Genomic DNA, 19,039 nt, shown 5'->3' with positions numbered 1-19,039 from the left:
CGAGCAAGACGGGGGTGAAAGTGTGGGATATCGATGTTATAGAATGGTATACCATTTAGAAAATGGAGAAACAATTAAAGATGTAAAAGAATTTTGCTATCGAGACCAAGGGAAAGTGTTAGAAAGAGTAGCAAATCGTGTAATGGATAATAGAGAAGTGACGGCGATTGATAAACAAGGAACAATCATTTCAATAGCATGTGAGGACATTGTAAAGGTGGAACTTGATTACATAACAGAAAGTTAACCTTGAGTCATATCGAATTATTCGATAAAATAAACTGTTGAATGGTGAAGTGAGAAGAGAGGAGTTTATCATGGGTAGTACAAGACACTTTTATATGTTTATCTTAGCGTTTGTTCTTGTTGTGGCATTAACGATTTACTTAATCGTTGACAGCAGCTGGTACAACACGGTTCATCCGGCATTCCTTCTGTTTATGTATATAGGAATTGCAGTAGTAAGTTTCGGAATGAGAGACGAGATGTTAGATCGCTTTGAAAAGTGATACATATACGAAAGACCAACAGGAAAATGTTGGTCTTTTTTTCTTGCCAAAAATAGGATGCTGTGTATATACTGTATATATAAGGTATATACAGTATATACACACACTGGAGGAAAACATGAATATTATTATTTCGAATTCTTCCCAAGACCCTATTTATGTGCAAATAAGAAAACAATTAAGCCAGCTTATTTTAAATGGTGGTTTAAAGGGTGGAGACCAATTACCGTCTATTCGTAGCTTAGCGAAGGAATTGCAAATTAGTGTAATTACAACGAAGCGTGCGTACGAGGAGCTTGAAAAAGAAGGATATATAGAAACTGTTGCTGGGAAGGGGACTTATGTTTCACGTAAAAATAATGAACTATTAAAAGAACAGCGGCTACGTCTATTGGAAAGTAAGGCTGAAGAAATCGTAAAAGAAAGTAAAGTGTTGCAGCTTTCACTTGAAGAATTGCAGCAGATGATTGCGTTTTTATATAAGGGGGAATGAGAGAGATGTTAGAGTTAAAAAACGTTTGTAAAAGTTATGAAGATTTTGCAGTGAAAAATATAAGTTTTGCATTACCACGAGGATATATTATGGGGTTTGTCGGACCAAATGGTGCTGGGAAAAGTACAACGATCAAAATGATTATGAATTTAATTAGAAAAGATAGCGGCGATATAAAAATTTTTGGCAAAGACAATAAGAAAGCTGAAAAGGACATAAAACAAAATATTGGTTTTGTATATGATGAAAATCATTATTACGAAGATTTAACGTGTGAACAAATGAAACGTATTATTGCACCGTTATATAAAAAGTGGGACGAAAATCAATACCAATCGTATATGCACAGATTGCAAGTTCCAAAGTATAAAAAAATTAAAGAGCTATCTAAAGGGATGAAAATGAAGTTTGCGATTGCCATCGCACTTTCACATCATGCAGAGTTTATCATTATGGATGAGCCGACAGCAGGATTAGATCCAGTTGTCCGAAGTGAATTACTTGATATGTTGCAAGAAATTGTAATGGAAGATGAAGTATCTGTATTATTCTCAACCCACATTACAACGGATTTAGAACGTATTGCAGATTATATTACGTTTATCAACGATGGAGAAATTATATTTACTGGTGAAAAAGATGAATTAATGGAGAACTACGTAATCGTTAAGGGAAGCAATGATTTATTAGATCGAGAAGGAAAAGAACTATTTGTTGGATTACGAAAAAATAAATTCGGTTTCGAAGGTTTAGCGAAGGATAAACAAGGAATTATCGATTGGTTTGGAAATGAGGTTGTACTAGAAAAGCCTACATTAGATGACATTATCGTTTACACTGCGAAAGGGAGAGGTGCCTATGCGTCAGCTAATCTATAAAGATTTGTTCTTTTTTCGGGTTATGTGGTTAGTGTATTTTATTATGCCTCTTGTTTTCTTTGGATTAGATCCAGATGGTGAATTGTTATTTCCAATGAGTTGCTTACTCATAACGATATCATCTTCTATGATACTAATAGCGATGGATGAAAAAAATAAAAGTGATGTTATTATAAATAGTTTACCTGTTGGACGAAAGGATATCATTATTGCTAGATATATTTCGGGTGTAATATTTATTGTAGGTGGCATGATTTCTACTACGCTAGTTGTTTTTCTTATAAGAGGTATCGCTGTCATTGGTGATATTGGAGCTTATCATCCCAATTTGTATATTGAAATTCCTTGGTATGTAGTAGTCAGAGGTGCTGTATATTCTTTAGTTTATATTACAGCATTATTCCCGAGTTATTATGGGACAAAATCAAAAGTAGTACGTGGAATATTTACAGGTGGAGCCGCTGGAATAGGTGTTATTGTTGGAATGTTTATTGGTGACGGAGAAAGTGCTACGGCATCATTCATTGATTGGATTATGAATCCATTACATTTTGGCATATTTATAGTTGGATTAATCACACTAGCTAGTGCCTATATCGCTTCTATGTTTCTTACAATTAAAATTTATGAAACGCGTGATTTATAGAGAGGAGAATTCATATGCAACAGTTGATTTTGAAGGAGTTTTTTTTACAGAAGAAGATGTTTCCTTTCTATTTTTTAATACCCATTTTATCTATTTTTAAGGATTCCGTCGAACCAATGGGGATTGCAATAGGAGTATTTATAACATGTAGTACGATTATATATATTTCTTTTTATTATGACGAGAAAAGTAAAGCAGAAAAAGTGTTAGTGAGTTTGCCTATAACGAGAAAAGAGATAATTATAGCTAAATATATTTCAAGCACATTATTTATTATGGCTGGTTTGAGTGTAACTTTTATAGTCGTAATATTAGGAAATATTTTATTGAACAGAGATATAGTTATGCCTGGGTATGCAATATTTTCAGCAATAGTAGCAACTTTGATTTATTGTGCAGTAACGATACCGACTAATTACATTGGGGGATATAAAGTTATTACTGTCTTGAATTTGATTATGCTTTTTCCTTTAATGGGTATGATTGGTCTTATGTGCAATATTTTTGGTGATAAAACAATTATGTTAAAAGTACTTCACTCTCAAGAGGCTACACTAGCAATGGGTGTTCTTAGTATTGGAGTGTTAGTAAGTATAGTCATATCAATGTTTCTCTCAATGAAAATGTTTCAGGAGGCAGAGTTATAGAAGGAGCATTTTCATATTAGGAGGGGTAATACATGATCAAGCAACTAATTTTAAAAGATTTCATTATTCAATGGAAATTTTTAATTTGGTACATACTGTATCCTGTTTTCTTTTATATGGCCTTAACAGATACGGAAAATTTATTCATCATTATGTCAGTAATTATTACAATTGGGGCAACAGTAAAAACGTTTGAAGCAGATAGTAAAAATGAGAGTGAAGTTATAGTAAATAGTTTACCAATATTGAGAAAACAAATTGTGTATGCGAAATATATAGTAGCAATTATTATTCTTTTTATAAGTGTAACGGTCGGTTGTTTCACGATGGGAATGAAGAGCGGGGTTAACTTATTTGAATTTATTGAAACGACAATAGTTGCTAGTATTAGCTTTATTTTAGTGTATTTAAGTTTGGTTTTACCGCTATCCTTTTGGCTAGGGTATAAGAAAACTATTTTTATTGCGATAGTAATATTCATGGCACCGATAATTGTTTTAGAAGCTTTGTTTCAAATCAACTTAGAACAAATTCAGCTATATAACAGCTTGTTATTCATTGGTTCAATATGCATGTTCATAGCATCTATCTTCGTTTCAGTAAAAATATATGAAAAAAGAGAATTTTAAAAGGTGCCTTAAAAAAGGCACCTTCTTCAATAACGACAATACGAGAGCAGTAGTTTATAAAAAGAAACGCTATTTGGTACATCTGTCGGAGTATGTAATATAAAGCTGAAAACGATGATGAGAATAAGAAATAGGAAAAATAAAAATAGGATTTGCTTATGTATAGAATTTTGCATATTATTCACTCCTTTTTTAGGTAGTATGTCCAAAAGAAAGGAGTGTATGAAAAATTTTAGGAGGGGAGAATGATGAACAAAAGAAAATGGTTATATAGAATAGGGGTACTTTTCGTTTCAATCGGTCTCATATTAGCAAATTTTTATTCAGACATACCATCACCGTTTCCTAATTTGCATAAAGGAATTGGTATAAGTATTGTCATAGTTGGTCTTCTTTGTCTTATTGCATCTAACTTTTATAGAAAATCTGAATGAATACAAAAAAGGACAGTTACTCTTTTTCAGAAGTACTGTCCTTTTTAAATAACTTATTCCATAGCTTGGCGATACTCCATATAATGACGATTGCAATGGAGGCAATAATTGACCAAGCAATAGATGCAATTTCAAGTGCCATGCTAGGAAGGAAGGTAAGAATGGATACTACTTTATGAAACAACCATTCTATTATATGAAAACTTATTTGTAATAGAATGACGATACCAAGTGTGATCCATGCTAATATTTTCTTTCCTTTTTCTTTCCACATGACATTCACCTCACGTTAGCTTAATAGTTTTAAGCCAACAGCGCCGCATAAAATGCAGCTTAAGAAAGCAAGACGACGCCAATCCGCTGATTCTCGGAAAATGAGAATGCCTAGAAGTGCACTTCCAGCAGTTCCGATTCCAGTCCAAATTGCGTAAGCAGTTCCCATCGGTAATGTGTTCATCGCAAGAGATAAGAAGAAGAAGCTTACGCCGAAGTTAGCGATTAAAATAACTTTTGGTGCCCAGCCTTTCTTTTCAGTGGCTACTTTCATAAAGAGTACACCAATAATTTCACAAATACCAGCTAGAATTAAAAATACCCAAGCCATTTTATGCGGCCTCCTTCGCTTCTTTTTCTTCTGTTACTCGTTTTAAACCAATTACTCCGAAGAAGATTAAACCGATTAATAAGACTTTTACGATAGAGAAAGGTTCTCCGAAGATGAAAATCTCTGTAAGAACGATTCCACCAGCTCCGATTCCTGTAAAGACTGCGTATACAGTGCCGACAGGTAAATCTTTATAAGCTCTAAATAATAAGACGAAACTAATTGTAATTAATAGAGCGACACCAGCCCATTCAAGTGGTGCCTCTGCTTTTTTTAGTCCAATCACCCAAAAGATTTCAATAATACCAGCGATGATTACATAAATCCATGCCATATGTCATTTCTCCTTCCTACCAGTCGTTAGGTAAAGGGCTTAAAAACGACGCATTGCAAAGGAGCAATCCGTCAGTTTGAAAGTCCGCGCCAAAATACTTTCCAAGAAGCTTCTAAACGTGTCTCAAAACGATTTAAACCTGCGTATAGTAGTTCAACCATAAGACCGTCGAGTAAGCATAGAAAAGCCTCTAAGGCGTCTTTTACTTCAATGTTATGCAGCTCATCTTGTTCGCTTGCTCTTTTAAATACAGGGAATAAAAGTTTTCCAACGTTTTCAATGTGTACATTTGCTTTATTAATAATTTGTTCGCGAAATGCATCAGGCGGAAAATAAGAAGTTCGTAACCAAAACATTGATTCTTCACTTTCACCAAAGCGTTTTGCATAGCCTTTTAATAATTTTAAAAGCAATTCTTCAGTAGACGAATTGGAAAAGCTTTCGATATCGCCTGTGAAGCTCTGCAAATCTTTTTGAAGAGCAGATTCTAAGCATATGAAATATAGCTCTTCTTTTCCTTTAAAGTGTGCGTAAATCGATGGTTTTTTAATCCCAACTTCTTGAGCAATATTTGCCAATGAAGTTCCTTCATAGCCGTAGCGTGCGAAATGAGAAAGTGCTACAGCTTTAATGCGGTTTGCTGTCATTTTCATCCCCTACCTACCGTTCGTTAGGTTCATTATATGAGATAAATAATATAATGTCAATAGGTGAAGAGCTGAAAAAGAGCGTTATAGGTAACGCTCTTTTTAGACAGTCTCTCGCTCAATTAAATGGAATGAAAGTTCTTTTGCACTGCCGACAATTTGCTCGCTTTGGATCTGCTTATGGAATAAAGAAAAAGCATGTGAGCCCATTGCGAGACCGGGATGTTCAATTGTGGAAATTTCTAATGCCTTTGAAATTTCATGATTATCAAATCCAAGGATAGCAAGGTCTTCAGGTACTCGAATGCTATGTTTTCGAGCCTCTGTTAATAAACCAGCTGCAACTTGATCGTTCGCTGTAAAAATAGCAGTTGGACGATTTTTCATATTTAAAATACGATGGAGTATTTGTGCTCCGTCCTGCATTGTATAGCATTGGTGGAAAATCCATTCAGGATGCAACGTTTTCCCTTCGTTACGAAGTGTATCGGCGAACGCTTTTTCGCGCTCCATGGAATTTACACTTGTTTTTCTTGCTAAACAAATTCCGATTTTTTCATGGCCTTTACTTAGTAAATAGGCAGTACCGAGACGGAAACCTTCATAATGATCTACGTAGATGGATGAAATGAGGGGGTGCTTCATTTTTTCACATGAAATAATAGGGGCAAATTTTGCGAAAGGTTCGATTTGTTCCCAAGAGCTCGTTCGGGAGCAAATAATCATCCCATCAAATTGTTTCATTTTCATCATTTCAAGAACACGAATTTCTTCAAGGCTATCGTAATTTGTTTGGCATAAATTAATGTGATATCCAGCTAATAATGCTTCGTTACCGATTCCTTCAATAATAGTACTGAAGTAGGGGAGGTTAATGAAAGGAAGCATAACGCCAATTGTATATGTTTTCCCTCTTATTAAATGGACAGCATTTATATTTTTTGCGTAGTTTAATTCTTCAACAGCGTCTAGAACACGCTTACGCTTTTCTTCTTTTACGTAAGGGTGATTATTCAGAACACGAGAAACAGTTGATATCGATACACCAGCAGTTTTAGCAATTTGTTTTATATTGGCCATATGTATCACCTCTTTCCCTTATTATAAAGGGAAAATAATAAGAAAGAAAAAATCTTGACCTGAAAAGCTTTTCACAAACTATGGTATTAATAAGACTTCTTTTTATTCGCGTAACCTTTTCACTTGGGCGTAAGAATGATAGGGGTCTTTTTTGTTTGCAAAAAGTGTTGTCAAAATGTGTGAGAATAACGTGGAAAGTTTTCAAAGGTGGAGTTTGATGACAAAGCGAATATGAAGAGCATATCAACGCTTCGTTCGTTAAGAGAGCGGTATGAAAGGGCGGAAACAAATTGAAAAAAAGAATCATTTGTTTCGTGTTTTCTAGTTTTGTACTTAGTTCGTGTTCGTTTCAGCAAACGATGCAAGAAGAAAAACACTTTGTGGGAACAACAGGAGGAGCTATGGATCGTGTTACGGATCCTATTCCGCTAAAGGAACTTCCAAAATATTTTCCGGTGAAGTTTAAAGTTCCAACGTTTTTACCGTACGACATTACAAGTGATGTGAAGGGTGAAGTAAGAACGCTTGGGAAAAAGAACGCTGTCTTAACGATTAAATATAAACAGAAGGAGCCAGGTAGAAATGAGTATATTGAGTTAAATGTCGCGAACTTTCCTTATAGTTTTCCGGATCTTATGGAAGAGAGGCGATTTCAAGAACAAATGAAACTGAATAATGGAACGTCTGCTTATTTTAAAAATAAAGATGATTATGAACGTGGTGACGAATTTGCTACGCTTATATGGAAAGAGAAAGGAATTGAATATCAGCTGCTGTATCGGAATGTAGAAGAGAACGATGAAAAGGTAATCAAGCAGAATTTATTATACATTGCGAATAAGATGAAATGAAAAAACTAGCTGATTTATTCAGCTAGTTTTTTGTATGTTATTATTTCTTTTTAATTTTGCCTGTCCAAGATTTAAATCCACCTTGTAATTGGTAGAAATCTTTGTAGCCTTGTTTTTTTAAGTATTGCGCTGCACGACCTGTACGGAATCCGCTTTGGCAATATAAGTAAACAGGTTGATCTTGACGAAGTTCTTTATGGCGAAGGCGAATTTGTGATAACGGAATGTTACGTGCACCTAAAATATGCCCTGCGTTATATTCGTCTGCTTCACGAATATCGATAAGCTGTGCTTTACGGTAGCCAGCGCGAAATTCTTCTTCTGTAAGAGTTTTAATTAATTTTTTCTGATAGAAGTACATCCATACAGTGTAGCCGATAAATGCTACGATTACGGCTAATAAAATAATCCAAGTTGTTGACACGATTCTATCGCTCCCTTTTTTCTTATCCTACTTTCAATATTATAATGCCCATATGTATTTATGCAACAGATTCATTTGCATATAAGAAGAAATTTCGTATTCTTTCACAAATTTTGTCGAATTTGGTAGACTAGAGAATGTGAAAAATAATTGGTTATATGAGGTGCAGGATGGGAAAAGAAAAATGGTGTTATATTAACTCTGGTCAATGTTCACCAGCATTTAATATGGCGTTAGATGAATGTTTGTTAAATTGGCAAAGTGAAAAGAAAATGCCACCAACAATTCGTTTTTATGAATGGGAAGTACCAACATTAACAGTTGGATATTTTCAACGTGTTGAGAAAGATATTAATATGGATGTAGTTAACGAAAAAAAATATGGATTCGTTCGTCGTCAAACAGGCGGCAGGGGTGTACTACATGACAAAGAGTTAACGTATAGTGTTATTGTGTCTGAAGATCATCCGAATATGCCGAAAACAGTTACAGAAGCATACCGTGTTATTTCGCAAGGCTTATTAGATGGTTTTAAGGCATTAGGGTTAGAAGCATATTATGCAGTTCCAAAAACAGAAGCAGATCGTGAAAATTTGAAAAATCCACGTTCAGGTGTATGTTTTGATGCACCATCTTGGTATGAAATTGTAGTGGAAGGAAGAAAAATTGCTGGTAGTGCTCAAACACGTCAAAAAGGTGTTATTTTACAGCATGGATCGATTCCATTAGAAATTGATTTAGATGAACTATATGATCTATTTTTATTCCCAAATGAACGTGTGAAGGAACGTATGAAGAGTATGTTCTCTTCTAAAGCAGTAGCAATTAATGAATTAACAGACCGTACATTTACGATAGAACAGTTAATTAAAGCGTTTGAAGTTGGCTTTGAAAAAGGATTGGATGTAGAACTTGTTCCATATGAATTAACAGAAGAACAGTTACATGAAGTTCAAACGTTAGCGAAAGAAAAGTATGAAAGTAATGAGTGGAATTATAAAAAATAAGAGATGGCAATTGCCACCTCTTATTTTTTTATAGTAAATTAAGTACTTTTTCTACTTTGATTCCTTTATCTTGTAAAGAACGAAGGCGACTTACAACGTCCATAATTTCTTTGTCAAATGTAACGCTAATACCTTGGCTTTGTAGTTCTTCTTTTAAGCTTTCAATAGAATCATCTATGTCGATGCCAAGCTCGTAATCTTGACAAACTTCAATTGTCTTTTTCACGAGTTTCACATAATTTTCTTGTAGTTTTGTATTTGTTTCAGTCAAAGCAGATTGCTTCGGTTTTGCAGGCGCAACCGGTGCAGACTCTTGCTTTGTAACTGGAGTTGGTACTGCTTTTTTCACAGGTGCTGGAGTAGATAATTCCATAGCAGCTTCTACACTTACTGGCTTCGGTGTTGGTACCGGAGTAGGTTTAGGTGCTGCAGGTGTTTCTACTCGCGTAACAGGTTTTGGAGCAGGTGTAACTGCTTTTGGCGCTTCTACAACTACTTCTTTTTTCGGAGTAGCTTCTACAACAGTTTCTTCTTGCTCAGCAGCTTCTTTATTTTCTTTACTCCACATAACGCGTTCAATTTCTAGAGAAACATTGTTTTTGTTCATCGCTGTTAATGTAACTTTACCAACTTCAGCGTTTCCAGTGAAATCAACAATTTTATAAATAACACTCTTGTTCCAATCCACGTTTCCGCTCAAAAATAATTCTTCGTTACATTTCGGCGTTAAGCCCTCGATTTTAATTTCTGCGTTTACACCGTTTTCACTATATACCATAATTAGCGAAGCATTTACATCTTCGTCTGCTAACATTAGTTCACGTACCATTTTGCCGGTGCGTACTTGCGTTTTCTTCTTAACTGACATCTAATTTCTCCTCTCAAAAATTCAGTAATAATAAAAAAATCGTATAACGAAAAATAATTGCTCACGAAGATTTATGATACCGATAATAAAAGCATCACGTCAACAATTAACTTTAATTATTTTGCATTTTTCTTATTTTCTTTATGAAATTTTTCAATTTGTAAAATTAGACAGAAGAAAAAACAGCCTTTTGAAGGGCTGTTAAAAATTTGATTTTTTATATAGTAATTTATATAAAATAAAAAATAAGATAGCGATTAAGGCATTTTGCCAAAAGGTTAGATGATAAATGAGATAAGGTTGTTTTTTAAAATAAATATTTAAGAATATAGCGGAACAAAACGGGATAGCAAATGCGAATCCAAATAGAATTCTTCTTTTCCAATTCATTTTCTGATCAAAGGAGTAACGCTTTAACAAATATAAAATAAATAGTATACCTAGTATAATTATTGAAACAGACAAAGTAGTTCCAAGGATGCTAAAAGGCGGACTTGATAATGTATTGTTTTTTTCAAATAGAAACATAAAAAATGAAACAATTGCATCGATTCCAAACTGTATAGCAAGAAGTAAGCTAACAGAAAATCCAATTAAAGAAGTTTTTTCTAACTTTGTTTGGGTTGGTAAAGCTGATATAAGTTCATCGCAATAAGATTGTAAATCATTACCGAAAATGTCGTAAGCACTTTTATTTTCTGCTTGTGCTTCGATAAGATGATCTAATATTTCTAGTAAAAGTTCCTCCATTTGTTGCTGAGGTACGTTTGATATTCGAAGATATACTAACATATCGCCATAAGCAGCTTCGTTTTCGGAAGTTAGAAGCTCACGTTTTTTATTATTCAATTCAACCATGTCTTGGGCATTCATCCTCATCACTCCCCCTGTAATAAGTTATTTACCGTAGTAGAAATCATTCCCCAGCTTTGTTTAAATTTTTCAAGCTGTCCTAATCCTTTATCCGTTACGTGATAATATTTTCGCTTTGGACCAAGTGAGGAGGCTTTTAATGTTCCTTCAATCAATTTTTCTTTTTGCATACGTAACAATAACGGATATATGCTTCCTTCGCTTACGAATGTAAAGCCGTGTTTATTTAATTTTGTGCTCAGTTCATATCCGTACACTTCTTCTTGTGAAATGATGTATAGGATGCAACCTTCTAGTACACCTTTTAACATTTGGCTGTGCATGATTTCACCACCTTTTACTCAGGTAACTTGCGTTGCAAGGTAGCTGTTATCCAAATTATAACATCCAGTAACTTGCAACGCAAGTTACTGAAGTGGAAAACTTTAATGAGTGTTAACTTTTCAACGTTTCCCATACTAACGAGAGGGAGGGAAGCACATGAAACCATTTATGCCAAAACTCGTTTACTTTGAACCAAAGGCACTTGAATATCCGCTTGGAAAAGAGCTTTATGAGAAGTTTACGAAGATGGGATTAGAGATTCGTGAAACGACATCACATAATTAAATTAGAAATTTACCAGGAGAAAATGATTTGCAAAAGTATCGTAATGCAAAGGTTACACTTGTCGTTGGAGTGAGGAAGACGCTAAAGTTTGATACGTCAAAACCGTCAGTTGAATATGCAATTCCGCTCGCCACAGGGTGTATGGGACATTGTCATTATTGCTATTTGCAAACGACACTTGGGAGTAAGCCTTACGTTCGTGTGTATGTCAATCTTGATGAAATATTTGAGAAGGCAAAGCAATATATGGATGAAAGGGCACCTGAAATAACAAGATTTGAAGCGGCGTGTACATCAGACATTGTTGGGATTGATCATTTAACACATGCATTAAAGCGGGCGATTGAATTCATTGGAGAAAGTGAATATGGGCGTTTACGTTTCGTTACGAAATATTCGCATGTTGATCATTTATTAGATGCAAAGCATAATGGGAAAACTCGTTTCAGGTTTAGTATAAATTCACGATATGTAATTAAAAATTTTGAACCAGGGACATCGCCGTTTGAAGAGCGAATTGAGGCGGCTCGTAAAGTAGCAGGTGCAGGTTATCCACTTGGTTTTATAGTTGCACCACTTTATATGCATGAGGGATGGGAAGAAGGATACCGCGAATTATTTGAACGACTGTACAATGCGCTGAAAGATATGTCGATACCAAATTTAACGTTTGAATTGATTCAGCATCGTTTTACGAAACCAGCGAAAAAGGTTATTCAAGAGCGTTATCCAAATACGAAGCTTGAAATGGATGAAGAGAAGCGAAAGTATAAATGGGGACGATATGGAATTGGGAAATATGTATATAAAAAAGATGATGCAGAAGTATTGGAGGAAACGATTCGAGGATATATTCATCACTTTTTTCCTGACGCAGAAATTCAATATTTTACATGAAAGGAACTTGTATTTGAATACAGGTTCTTTTCACTTTTGTAGATTTAGGCTCGTTTCCACCTTGTCACGTTATTCTTTCTGGTGTATCATTTTATTGATTGCTTCGTACGGAATAAGCAAAATGAAATTGGATGGAGGAAACCGATGCCTACCCCTAGTATGGAAGATTATATTGAACAAATTTATTTGTTGATTGATGAAAAGGGTTATGCCCGTGTATCTGATATTGCTGAAGCGCTTAGTGTACATCCATCCTCTGTAACAAAAATGGTACAAAAATTAGACAAAGACGAATATCTAATTTATGAAAAATATAGAGGGCTTGTATTAACATCAAAAGGTAAAAAAATCGGAGAACGTCTCGTATATCGACATGAATTGTTAGAACAGTTTATGCGCATTATCGGTGTGGATGAAAGTAAAATTTATAATGATGTAGAAGGAATTGAACATCATTTAAGTTGGGAATCAATTGACCGTATCGGTGATTTAGTACAATACTTTGAACAAGATGAGGTTCGAGTGGAAACACTTCGTGGTGTTCAAAAAGCAAATGAAGAGAAAAGTAATTAAGGGGAACGGATGGCGTTTCCTTTTTTATTTCAATTCGAAAAGGATGGGAGAATTATGAAAGCAATTATTTTTGATTTTGATGGATTAATTGTGGACACAGAAACGATATGGTTTCACTCTTTCAGAGATGCTGTTCGTGAATACGGCGGAGAGCTACCTTTAGAGGAATTTGCGAAATGCATTGGAACAACAGATGAGGTGCTTTTTGCATATTTAAATGATCAATTAAAAGAGAAGTTTAACAAAAGTGTATTAAAAGAAAAAGTGGCAACTTTACATAAAGAGAAAATGAAAATACCAGAAGCTCGTGACGGGGTAAAAGAATATTTAGAAGAAGCGAAAGAAATGGGATTAAAAATCGCACTAGCTTCTAGTTCGTCTAGAGAATGGGTTATTCATTTTTTAGAAGAGCTACAGATTCGAGAATATTTTGAAGTAATTAAAACGAGAGAAGATGTTGAGAAGGTAAAACCAGATCCAGCTCTTTATCGAGTTGCAATAGAAGAATTAGGAATTAAGCCATCTGAAGCTGTTGTATTTGAAGATTCATTAAATGGATTGAGAGCAGCAGTTGCAGCGGGATTAACATGCGTTGTTGTACCTAATGATGTGACACGGAATTTATTATTTGAAAATCATCATCTTCGAATTGAAAGTATGAGAGAGAAAAGTTTAAAAGAAGTGCTTCAAAGTATAAAAAAAGACCGTATTTCCTAAAAGGAAGCACGGTCTTTCTTTTTGCTTTTTTTGCCTTCAATGACAGTTAAATGAGACTGTTTTCTTTTTCGTTTCAAAGTGGAAGAATTCCCTTTTTTACTTTTGTCATTAGAAGTATTTGACTTAAGGAAAGAATTGCCTAGGGGTGCTACATTTTGTTTCCCATGTTTGCGGTTCGATTGTTTTGCCGCACGCTTATATGAGCTTTGCGAATTTGCAGAACCACTGGAATTTGTAAACATCTTGTATAGCAAGTAAAAGATACCGACAACAAGTAACATGTACCCGATATTTCTTAATACACCCATGGGATTTGTAATAACAGATGAAACAAGGCCGAATATTGCCAATCCAATAATAAGCACAAATATAGCGAAAGTAAACGAACGACCGTTCATAAGGGACACCTCCTAAAAACGTATATTAAAATTAGTATATTAACGATGAGGAAAGGAGTTGAACACCATTTTTAAATAATTATTGTTTGTTCTCTAAACGTAATAATTCTTCAAACGATGCAATTGCTACTTCCACTTGGTCATCTGTTGGTTCTTTCGTTGTTAATAGTTGTAGCCATAACCCAGGATATCCAAGTACGCGTAATACGGGAATATCTCTTAATCGATTTGTAAATTGCAATACTTCAAAAGAAATACCAAGTACAACTGGAATTAATAAAATTCGGTTTATAACTCGTGCCCAAAGAGGATCTGTAGGGACTAGGAAATAAACGAACATTCCAATAATGACTGTAAATATAATAAAGCTACTGCCGCATCTATAATGGAGGCGAGTTTGCTTTTGAACGTTTTCTACAGTCAGAGGAAGGTTATTCTCATAAGCATTGATTACCTTATGCTCTGCACCGTGATACTGAAATACCCGCTTAATAAGTGGGGTTAAAGAAATAAAGTATATATAGCTCAATAATAGCATGAGCTTAATGACACTTTCGACAATGATTTGCCCAGTATGAGATGGGAAAATCGGTCTCGTTAATTCAGCTAATAGTGCAGGAACTGCTGTGAAGATGACTTTACCGAATATGAAAGATAAAACGCCAACAGCTGCAACTCCTAATACCATCGTTAATTTTGATTGTTCTTCTTTTTTATTTGCAATTTGTTCATCATCTTCTGGGTGGACGTCAAATCGTTCTGAAGCGAAGTTTAAATGCTTTGCTCCATTCGCACTTGCATCCACAATAGCGGCAATACCTCGTAAAAATGGAATTTTTTTTAGGATAGATAATACTTTATTACGAACGCGTGGTAATCGATAAAATTCAATCGATTTATCTTTACGACGAACCGCTGTAACAGTATATTCTCTACCGCCAAACATAACTCCTTCAATGACCGCTTGCCCGCCATATATTTGTTTTGACTCTTCTGCCATGTTAACACCAACCTGTATTTGTTTCTCTCTTATGTAGAAAAAGAGGCAATTGTCATACTGGGTTCTGTCGTTTTGAAATAAGACAATCACCGAGTTTCCTTTATTTTATCGGCAAATACAAGTAGATGACAAGGGAAAATGTTATGAGAGTCGGACATTTCTTATTCTTTTTATAGACAAATTTCGCAGGATTTAAACATGCTTCAAAATAGTTTCGGGCATACTATTGAGCGGAGGTGTCGATGTGAGTCAAGAACAATTAGGAACAAGGAATTTTGTACAAATCGGTTTGTTTGGTGGAATCTTTTGGGGCGGGATATGGTATTTCCTTCATATATTTTCATTCACGGAGGCGGGACCGAATTATTTCCTTTTACCATTTGCGTTTGGAAGTTGGAAAGAAGGTGTATGGGGGAATGTGTCAGGAATAGTTTGTATGGGACTTCTTTCAATTTTGATTGCCTTTTTGTATAAAGCATTTTTTGCGAAGTTTGAGGGGATTATTGCGGGAATTATTTATGGATTATTTTGGTGGGCATTACTGTTTTTGGGGATGGGTTTAATGGCTCCTGTTATTAAAAGTGCGCTCCATTTACCAAAAGAGACAATTGTAACGACAATATGTATTTTTATATTGTATGGTGTGTTTATAGCATATTCTGTTTCTTACGCAGTAAATAGCAATAAAGTAGAACAAGAAGGGCGAGAGAAGACGAACTATTCAAATAAGTAACTCCTATGTTAAAATATTGTATAGATATTTAATATTAAGGAGTTTTAAGAATATGAAAAAGTTACTCCTCGTAAACGGGCCTAACCTAAATCGCCTCGGTGTTCGTGAGGTAAATGTATATGGAAAGGGCACGCTAGCGACACTTGAAGCAGATATGAAGCAAGAAGCGGAAACAATGGGAGTGGAGTTAGAATGTTTCCAATCGAATCATGAAGGTGCCATTATCGACATTATTCATGAAGCGGAAGATATATATGAAGGGATCATTTTAAATCCGGGAGCATTTACGCATTATAGCTATGCGATTCGTGATGCCATTGCGAGCATTTCGATTCCTGTTATTGAAGTACATATTTCTAACATTCATCAGCGTGAATCGTTTCGTCACGAATCTGTGACGGCAGCTGTTTGTGCAGGACAAATTGTTGGATTTGGTTTTTATGGCTATAAGTTAGCGTTATTTGCATTAATGGAGAAATTGAGGGAGGCATAAAGTAATGGAGAAAATTGAAAGATTACGAAGTGCATTTGGTGAGGCTGGCATTGACGGTATTTTGTTAACAAATGAACATAGTCGTAGATATATGGCTAACTTCACAGGAACAGCAGGTGTAGTTCTTATTTCAAAAGATCGTGCTCAATTTATTACAGATTTCCGTTACGTCGAGCAGGCAAGTAAACAAGCGGTTGGATATGAGATTGTACAGCACGCAGGATTAATCATTGATGAAGTGGCAAAGCAAGTGAAAGAGCTTGGAATTCAAAAGCTTGGTTTTGAGCAAGATACTCTTACATATAGTTCTTATTCAGCGCATAAGGAAGCGATTGATGCTGAATTTATCCCAACTTCTGGACTTGTAGAAAAGTTACGCTTGATAAAGACTGATTCAGAGATTAAGATATTAAAGGAAGCTGCACAGATTGCAGATGCTGCCTTTGAGCATATTCTATCATTCATTCGCCCGGGAGTATCTGAAATTGAAGTGTCAAATGAACTTGAATTTTTCATGAGAAAACAAGGAGCAACATCTTCTTCGTTTGATATTATCGTTGCTTCAGGTCTTCGTTCGGCATTACCGCACGGCGTGGCATCTGAAAAAGTGATAGAAACAGGAGATTTCGTTACATTAGACTTCGGCGCTTATTACAAAGGATATTGCTCTGATATTACTCGTACGATTGCAGTCGGTGAACCATCTGATAAATTAAAAGAAATTTATAATATCGTTTTAGAAGCACAACTACGTGGTGTGAACGGTATTAAAGCTGGTTTAACAGGTCGCGAGGCTGATGCGCTAACGCGTGATTACATAACGGAAAAAGGATATGGTGAATACTTTGGACACTCTACTGGTCATGGAATAGGTCTTGAAATCCATGAAGCACCAGGTTTAGCGTTCCGTTCTGATACAGTACTTGAACCCGGTATGGCTGTAACAGTAGAACCAGGTATTTATATTCCAGGTATTGGCGGCGTACGTATTGAAGATGATATCATTGTGACAAGTGAAGGTAATGAAGTAATTACGAAATCACCAAAAGAACTTATTATTTTGTAATACACAGGAGGATTTTTTTACATGATTTCAGTAAACGATTTTCGTACAGGTTTAACAATTTCAGTGGACAATGCGCTTTGGCAAGTACTTGATTTCCAACACGTAAAGCCAGGTAAAGGTGCTGCATTCGTTCGTTCTAAACTACGTAACATTCGCACAGGTTCTGTTCAAGAGAAAACATTCCGTGCAGGTGAGAAAGTAGAAAAAGCACACATCGAAAACCGTCGTATGCAATACTTATACGCAAGCGGTGAGGCTCACGTATTTATGGATAACGGAACTTATGAGCAAATCGAGCTTGGTGAAAACCAAATCGAGCGCGAGCTTAAATTCCTAAAAGAAAACATGGAAGTAGCAATCATGACTTACCAAGGCGAAGTACTTGGTGTTGAACTTCCAAACACAGTTGAATTACAAGTTACAGAAACAGAGCCTGGTATTAAAGGTGATACTGCTTCTAACGTAACAAAACCAGCTACATTAGAAACTGGTCTTGTTGTACAAGTACCAATCTTCATTAACGAAGGCGAAATGCTTATCATCAACACTGGTGAAGGTAAATACGTTTCTCGTGCATAGTAGAAAAGCACTCGTGATAATTCACGAGTGCTTTTTTTATAGGAAATAGGGTATATAGTAAATAGCTGTTACAATAAAACTGAAAGCTGTAAGACTAGCAGCACCTACTGTGTAAGGGCTCCATGTCATACGAAAAGGTTTTACTTCACCTGTTTTATATATAGTGTGATCAATATTGGCATTTTGGTTTATATTTAAAGCAATGAGCCAAATTGTACCGAATATCCCTAAACTACCAAGGAAAAATGTCTCTATAAATGACCAACCGACCAATAAGGAAAAAAGATAAATAAGAGCTAATTCTACTACAACGGTTAAACTAATTTTCAATTTCTTCATATTTTTCCCCCTCATTCTGTAATCTCAACCAGTTTAAAAAATTTTCACGTGACACGACATGCAAAGAGCAAGTTGACTTTACTTCTTTCTCTAGTGCAGCGTGTTCGTCTGGAAACTTGTTTTCCACATGCAATGAAATATAAGGTAGTTTTTCTTGTGCTTTTAACGAGCGGGTATTATTCGTTTTAGCACCAGCAAATACGTAGGAAAGTTGTAAGTCTAAAAAGGCGATTTTAAAGATTTCTTTTTTAGCAGCCTCGTTATAGCCTTTTCCCCAATACGGATAGCCGAGCCAACTACCAATGTGAGATTGCTTCTTCTCATCATTAATATGTTTAAGTGTGGTGAGGCCAATTATTTCATTCTCTTCATTCACAATCATTCTCGATAAGGATTTCTTTTGATGTTCTTCTTCTATTGCGAAAAGAAGAAATGCTTTTGTGTCTTCGATGTTTTCTACCGTTATCCCTAATGCATTTTTTATATGTGGATCACTTGATAGCTCGAAAATCACATTTGTATAGCGTAAATCGAGTGGTAATAAAGTAACGTGCTGCATGGTGTATACCCCTTTTAAACTAAATGTACCATAATATACCATAAAATAATATGAATATTCAAATTATAATTCGGGCTTTAGAGAAAAATTATGTTTTTACTTCTGAAATAGACAACCTCTGCATATGGTTGTACAAATATATTCTTTTTAAG

29 protein-coding genes and 1 pseudogene are annotated in these 19,039 nt (G+C 35.3%); 17 read left to right on the top strand and 13 right to left on the bottom strand.

All coding sequences use genetic code 11. From position 1 onward, the window contains the following. The first annotated feature begins 43 nt into the window (after nt 1-43). The 8 genes from ATL10_RS12050 (at nt 44) to ATL10_RS12010 (ending at nt 4,236) form a co-directional block, all read left to right on the top strand. Nucleotides 44-247 carry a DUF3929 family protein gene (locus ATL10_RS12050; protein ID WP_000262496.1) on the top strand — a complete coding sequence of 68 codons (204 nt, stop codon included), beginning with the start codon at nt 44-46 and terminating at the stop codon, nt 245-247. A gap of 70 nt (nt 248-317) precedes the next feature. Next, the gene (locus ATL10_RS12045; RefSeq protein ID WP_000535933.1) at nt 318-509 is read left to right on the top strand and encodes a hypothetical protein; all 192 of its coding nucleotides are present in this window, start codon (nt 318-320) and stop codon (nt 507-509) included. Nucleotides 510-627: 118 nt separating this feature from the next. Then, a complete protein-coding gene (locus ATL10_RS12040; RefSeq protein ID WP_001021350.1) occupies nt 628-1,002 on the top strand; it encodes a GntR family transcriptional regulator in 375 nt (124 codons plus the stop codon). Nucleotides 1,003-1,007: 5 nt separating this feature from the next. Beyond that, on the top strand, nt 1,008-1,880 hold the full coding sequence (locus ATL10_RS12035) for an ABC transporter ATP-binding protein (RefSeq protein WP_065222868.1): 873 nt from the start codon (nt 1,008-1,010) through the stop codon (nt 1,878-1,880). Further along, nucleotides 1,861-2,526, top strand: a complete 666-nt coding sequence (locus ATL10_RS12030) for an ABC-2 transporter permease (RefSeq protein ID WP_078400978.1) — start codon at nt 1,861-1,863, stop codon at nt 2,524-2,526. Before ATL10_RS12035 ends, ATL10_RS12030 begins: the two co-directional genes overlap by 20 nt. Before the next feature lie 14 nt (nt 2,527-2,540). Next, entirely contained in the window at nt 2,541-3,173 is a 633-nt protein-coding gene (locus ATL10_RS12025) for an ABC-2 transporter permease (RefSeq protein WP_090977076.1), read from the top strand. 35 nt (nt 3,174-3,208) lie between these two features. Continuing rightward, entirely contained in the window at nt 3,209-3,802 is a 594-nt protein-coding gene (locus tag ATL10_RS12020) for an ABC-2 transporter permease (protein WP_080476022.1), read from the top strand. A 248-nt stretch (nt 3,803-4,050) separates the two neighbouring features. Further along, the gene (locus tag ATL10_RS12010) at nt 4,051-4,236 is read left to right on the top strand and encodes a hypothetical protein (RefSeq protein ID WP_042969072.1); all 186 of its coding nucleotides are present in this window, start codon (nt 4,051-4,053) and stop codon (nt 4,234-4,236) included. A gap of 16 nt (nt 4,237-4,252) precedes the next feature. Here the strand turns inward: ATL10_RS12010 and ATL10_RS12005 are convergent, their stop codons facing one another. From ATL10_RS12005 to ATL10_RS11985, 5 genes are all read right to left on the bottom strand, one after another. Beyond that, a complete protein-coding gene (locus ATL10_RS12005) occupies nt 4,253-4,510 on the bottom strand; it encodes a DUF3975 family protein (protein WP_000265371.1) in 258 nt (85 codons plus the stop codon). 15 nt (nt 4,511-4,525) lie between these two features. After that, nucleotides 4,526-4,840, bottom strand: coding sequence for a DMT family transporter (locus ATL10_RS12000; RefSeq protein ID WP_000312623.1), 315 nt, complete (start codon nt 4,838-4,840; stop codon nt 4,526-4,528). 1 nt (nt 4,841) lies between these two features. Beyond that, entirely contained in the window at nt 4,842-5,174 is a 333-nt protein-coding gene (locus ATL10_RS11995) for a DMT family transporter (RefSeq protein ID WP_000312339.1), read from the bottom strand. A 71-nt stretch (nt 5,175-5,245) separates the two neighbouring features. After that, nucleotides 5,246-5,827 carry a TetR/AcrR family transcriptional regulator gene (locus tag ATL10_RS11990; protein ID WP_139213259.1) on the bottom strand — a complete coding sequence of 194 codons (582 nt, stop codon included), beginning with the start codon at nt 5,825-5,827 and terminating at the stop codon, nt 5,246-5,248. Between the two features lie 96 nt (nt 5,828-5,923). After that, nucleotides 5,924-6,901, bottom strand: a complete 978-nt coding sequence (locus ATL10_RS11985; RefSeq protein ID WP_098398756.1) for a LacI family DNA-binding transcriptional regulator — start codon at nt 6,899-6,901, stop codon at nt 5,924-5,926. A gap of 314 nt (nt 6,902-7,215) precedes the next feature. Here ATL10_RS11985 and ATL10_RS11980 point away from each other — a divergent pair, with 314 nt between their 5' ends. After that, entirely contained in the window at nt 7,216-7,752 is a 537-nt protein-coding gene (locus ATL10_RS11980; protein WP_033689861.1) for a hypothetical protein, read from the top strand. A gap of 40 nt (nt 7,753-7,792) precedes the next feature. On the opposite strand, the gene ATL10_RS11975 is transcribed toward ATL10_RS11980, so the two are convergent. Further along, nucleotides 7,793-8,176 carry a rhodanese-like domain-containing protein gene (locus ATL10_RS11975; protein ID WP_000108653.1) on the bottom strand — a complete coding sequence of 128 codons (384 nt, stop codon included), beginning with the start codon at nt 8,174-8,176 and terminating at the stop codon, nt 7,793-7,795. 170 nt (nt 8,177-8,346) lie between these two features. On the opposite strand from ATL10_RS11975, the gene ATL10_RS11970 reads away from it, so the two are divergent. Beyond that, complete coding sequence (locus ATL10_RS11970) at nt 8,347-9,183, top strand: lipoate--protein ligase family protein (RefSeq protein ID WP_000514081.1); 837 nt, start codon at nt 8,347-8,349, stop codon at nt 9,181-9,183. A gap of 28 nt (nt 9,184-9,211) precedes the next feature. Here ATL10_RS11970 and ATL10_RS11965 read toward each other — a convergent pair whose 3' ends face one another. The 3 genes from ATL10_RS11965 to ATL10_RS11955 form a co-directional block, all read right to left on the bottom strand. Next, nucleotides 9,212-10,051, bottom strand: coding sequence for a hypothetical protein (locus tag ATL10_RS11965; RefSeq protein WP_053563664.1), 840 nt, complete (start codon nt 10,049-10,051; stop codon nt 9,212-9,214). A gap of 201 nt (nt 10,052-10,252) precedes the next feature. After that, nucleotides 10,253-10,924, bottom strand: a complete 672-nt coding sequence (locus ATL10_RS11960; RefSeq protein WP_142669952.1) for a DUF1129 family protein — start codon at nt 10,922-10,924, stop codon at nt 10,253-10,255. Between the two features lie 5 nt (nt 10,925-10,929). Continuing rightward, nucleotides 10,930-11,247, bottom strand: coding sequence for a PadR family transcriptional regulator (locus ATL10_RS11955; protein ID WP_098360866.1), 318 nt, complete (start codon nt 11,245-11,247; stop codon nt 10,930-10,932). Nucleotides 11,248-11,404: 157 nt separating this feature from the next. Between ATL10_RS11955 and splB the strand changes: the two are divergent. The 3 genes and pseudogenes from splB (at nt 11,405) to ATL10_RS11940 (ending at nt 13,720) form a co-directional block, all read left to right on the top strand. Then, nucleotides 11,405-12,430 (top strand): annotated as a pseudogene (gene splB, locus ATL10_RS11950) (spore photoproduct lyase). Nucleotides 12,431-12,574: 144 nt separating this feature from the next. Then, nucleotides 12,575-13,003 (top strand): transcriptional regulator MntR, encoded by a 429-nt coding sequence (gene mntR, locus ATL10_RS11945; RefSeq protein ID WP_001143080.1) that lies wholly within the window; start codon nt 12,575-12,577, stop codon nt 13,001-13,003. Nucleotides 13,004-13,057: 54 nt separating this feature from the next. After that, on the top strand, nt 13,058-13,720 hold the full coding sequence (locus ATL10_RS11940) for an HAD family hydrolase (protein WP_033657528.1): 663 nt from the start codon (nt 13,058-13,060) through the stop codon (nt 13,718-13,720). Here ATL10_RS11940 and ATL10_RS11935 read toward each other — a convergent pair. Together ATL10_RS11935 and ATL10_RS11930 are read right to left on the bottom strand one after the other, a co-directional pair. Further along, nucleotides 13,717-14,118 carry an SA1362 family protein gene (locus ATL10_RS11935; RefSeq protein WP_001014464.1) on the bottom strand — a complete coding sequence of 134 codons (402 nt, stop codon included), beginning with the start codon at nt 14,116-14,118 and terminating at the stop codon, nt 13,717-13,719. The two genes, ATL10_RS11940 and ATL10_RS11935, sit on opposite strands and share 4 nt — an antisense overlap. Nucleotides 14,119-14,197: 79 nt before the next feature. Then, nucleotides 14,198-15,118 (bottom strand): DUF1385 domain-containing protein, encoded by a 921-nt coding sequence (locus tag ATL10_RS11930; RefSeq protein WP_000807120.1) that lies wholly within the window; start codon nt 15,116-15,118, stop codon nt 14,198-14,200. Between the two features lie 244 nt (nt 15,119-15,362). Here ATL10_RS11930 and ATL10_RS11925 point away from each other — a divergent pair, with 244 nt between their 5' ends. From ATL10_RS11925 to efp, 4 genes are read left to right on the top strand one after another with little or no spacing between them, the layout of a single operon-like run. Next, entirely contained in the window at nt 15,363-15,851 is a 489-nt protein-coding gene (locus ATL10_RS11925; RefSeq protein ID WP_000076886.1) for a YqhR family membrane protein, read from the top strand. Nucleotides 15,852-15,903: 52 nt separating this feature from the next. Then, on the top strand, nt 15,904-16,344 hold the full coding sequence (gene aroQ / locus ATL10_RS11920) for a type II 3-dehydroquinate dehydratase (RefSeq protein ID WP_000735140.1): 441 nt from the start codon (nt 15,904-15,906) through the stop codon (nt 16,342-16,344). A gap of 4 nt (nt 16,345-16,348) precedes the next feature. Continuing rightward, on the top strand, nt 16,349-17,410 hold the full coding sequence (pepQ, locus tag ATL10_RS11915) for a Xaa-Pro dipeptidase (protein ID WP_000411057.1): 1,062 nt from the start codon (nt 16,349-16,351) through the stop codon (nt 17,408-17,410). Nucleotides 17,411-17,431: 21 nt separating this feature from the next. Then, the gene (gene efp, locus ATL10_RS11910; protein ID WP_016512321.1) at nt 17,432-17,989 is read left to right on the top strand and encodes an elongation factor P; all 558 of its coding nucleotides are present in this window, start codon (nt 17,432-17,434) and stop codon (nt 17,987-17,989) included. Between the two features lie 36 nt (nt 17,990-18,025). Here the strand turns inward: efp and ATL10_RS11905 are convergent, their stop codons facing one another. Together ATL10_RS11905 and ATL10_RS11900 are read right to left on the bottom strand one after the other, a co-directional pair. Next, nucleotides 18,026-18,328: a hypothetical protein gene (locus tag ATL10_RS11905; RefSeq protein ID WP_016512322.1), complete on the bottom strand. Its 303-nt coding sequence runs from the start codon at nt 18,326-18,328 to the stop codon at nt 18,026-18,028. After that, nucleotides 18,309-18,887 carry a GNAT family N-acetyltransferase gene (locus tag ATL10_RS11900; RefSeq protein WP_016512323.1) on the bottom strand — a complete coding sequence of 193 codons (579 nt, stop codon included), beginning with the start codon at nt 18,885-18,887 and terminating at the stop codon, nt 18,309-18,311. The genes ATL10_RS11905 and ATL10_RS11900 overlap by 20 nt, the downstream gene beginning before the upstream one ends. Nucleotides 18,888-19,039 lie beyond the last annotated feature (152 nt).

It is taken from the genome of Bacillus sp. 196mf, assembly GCF_003217275.1.
GTDB lineage: Bacteria > Bacillota > Bacilli > Bacillales > Bacillaceae_G > Bacillus_A > Bacillus_A thuringiensis_S.
Note: the sequence above shows the minus strand (reverse complement) of the source record. Positions and strands in the feature narration are given on the sequence as shown.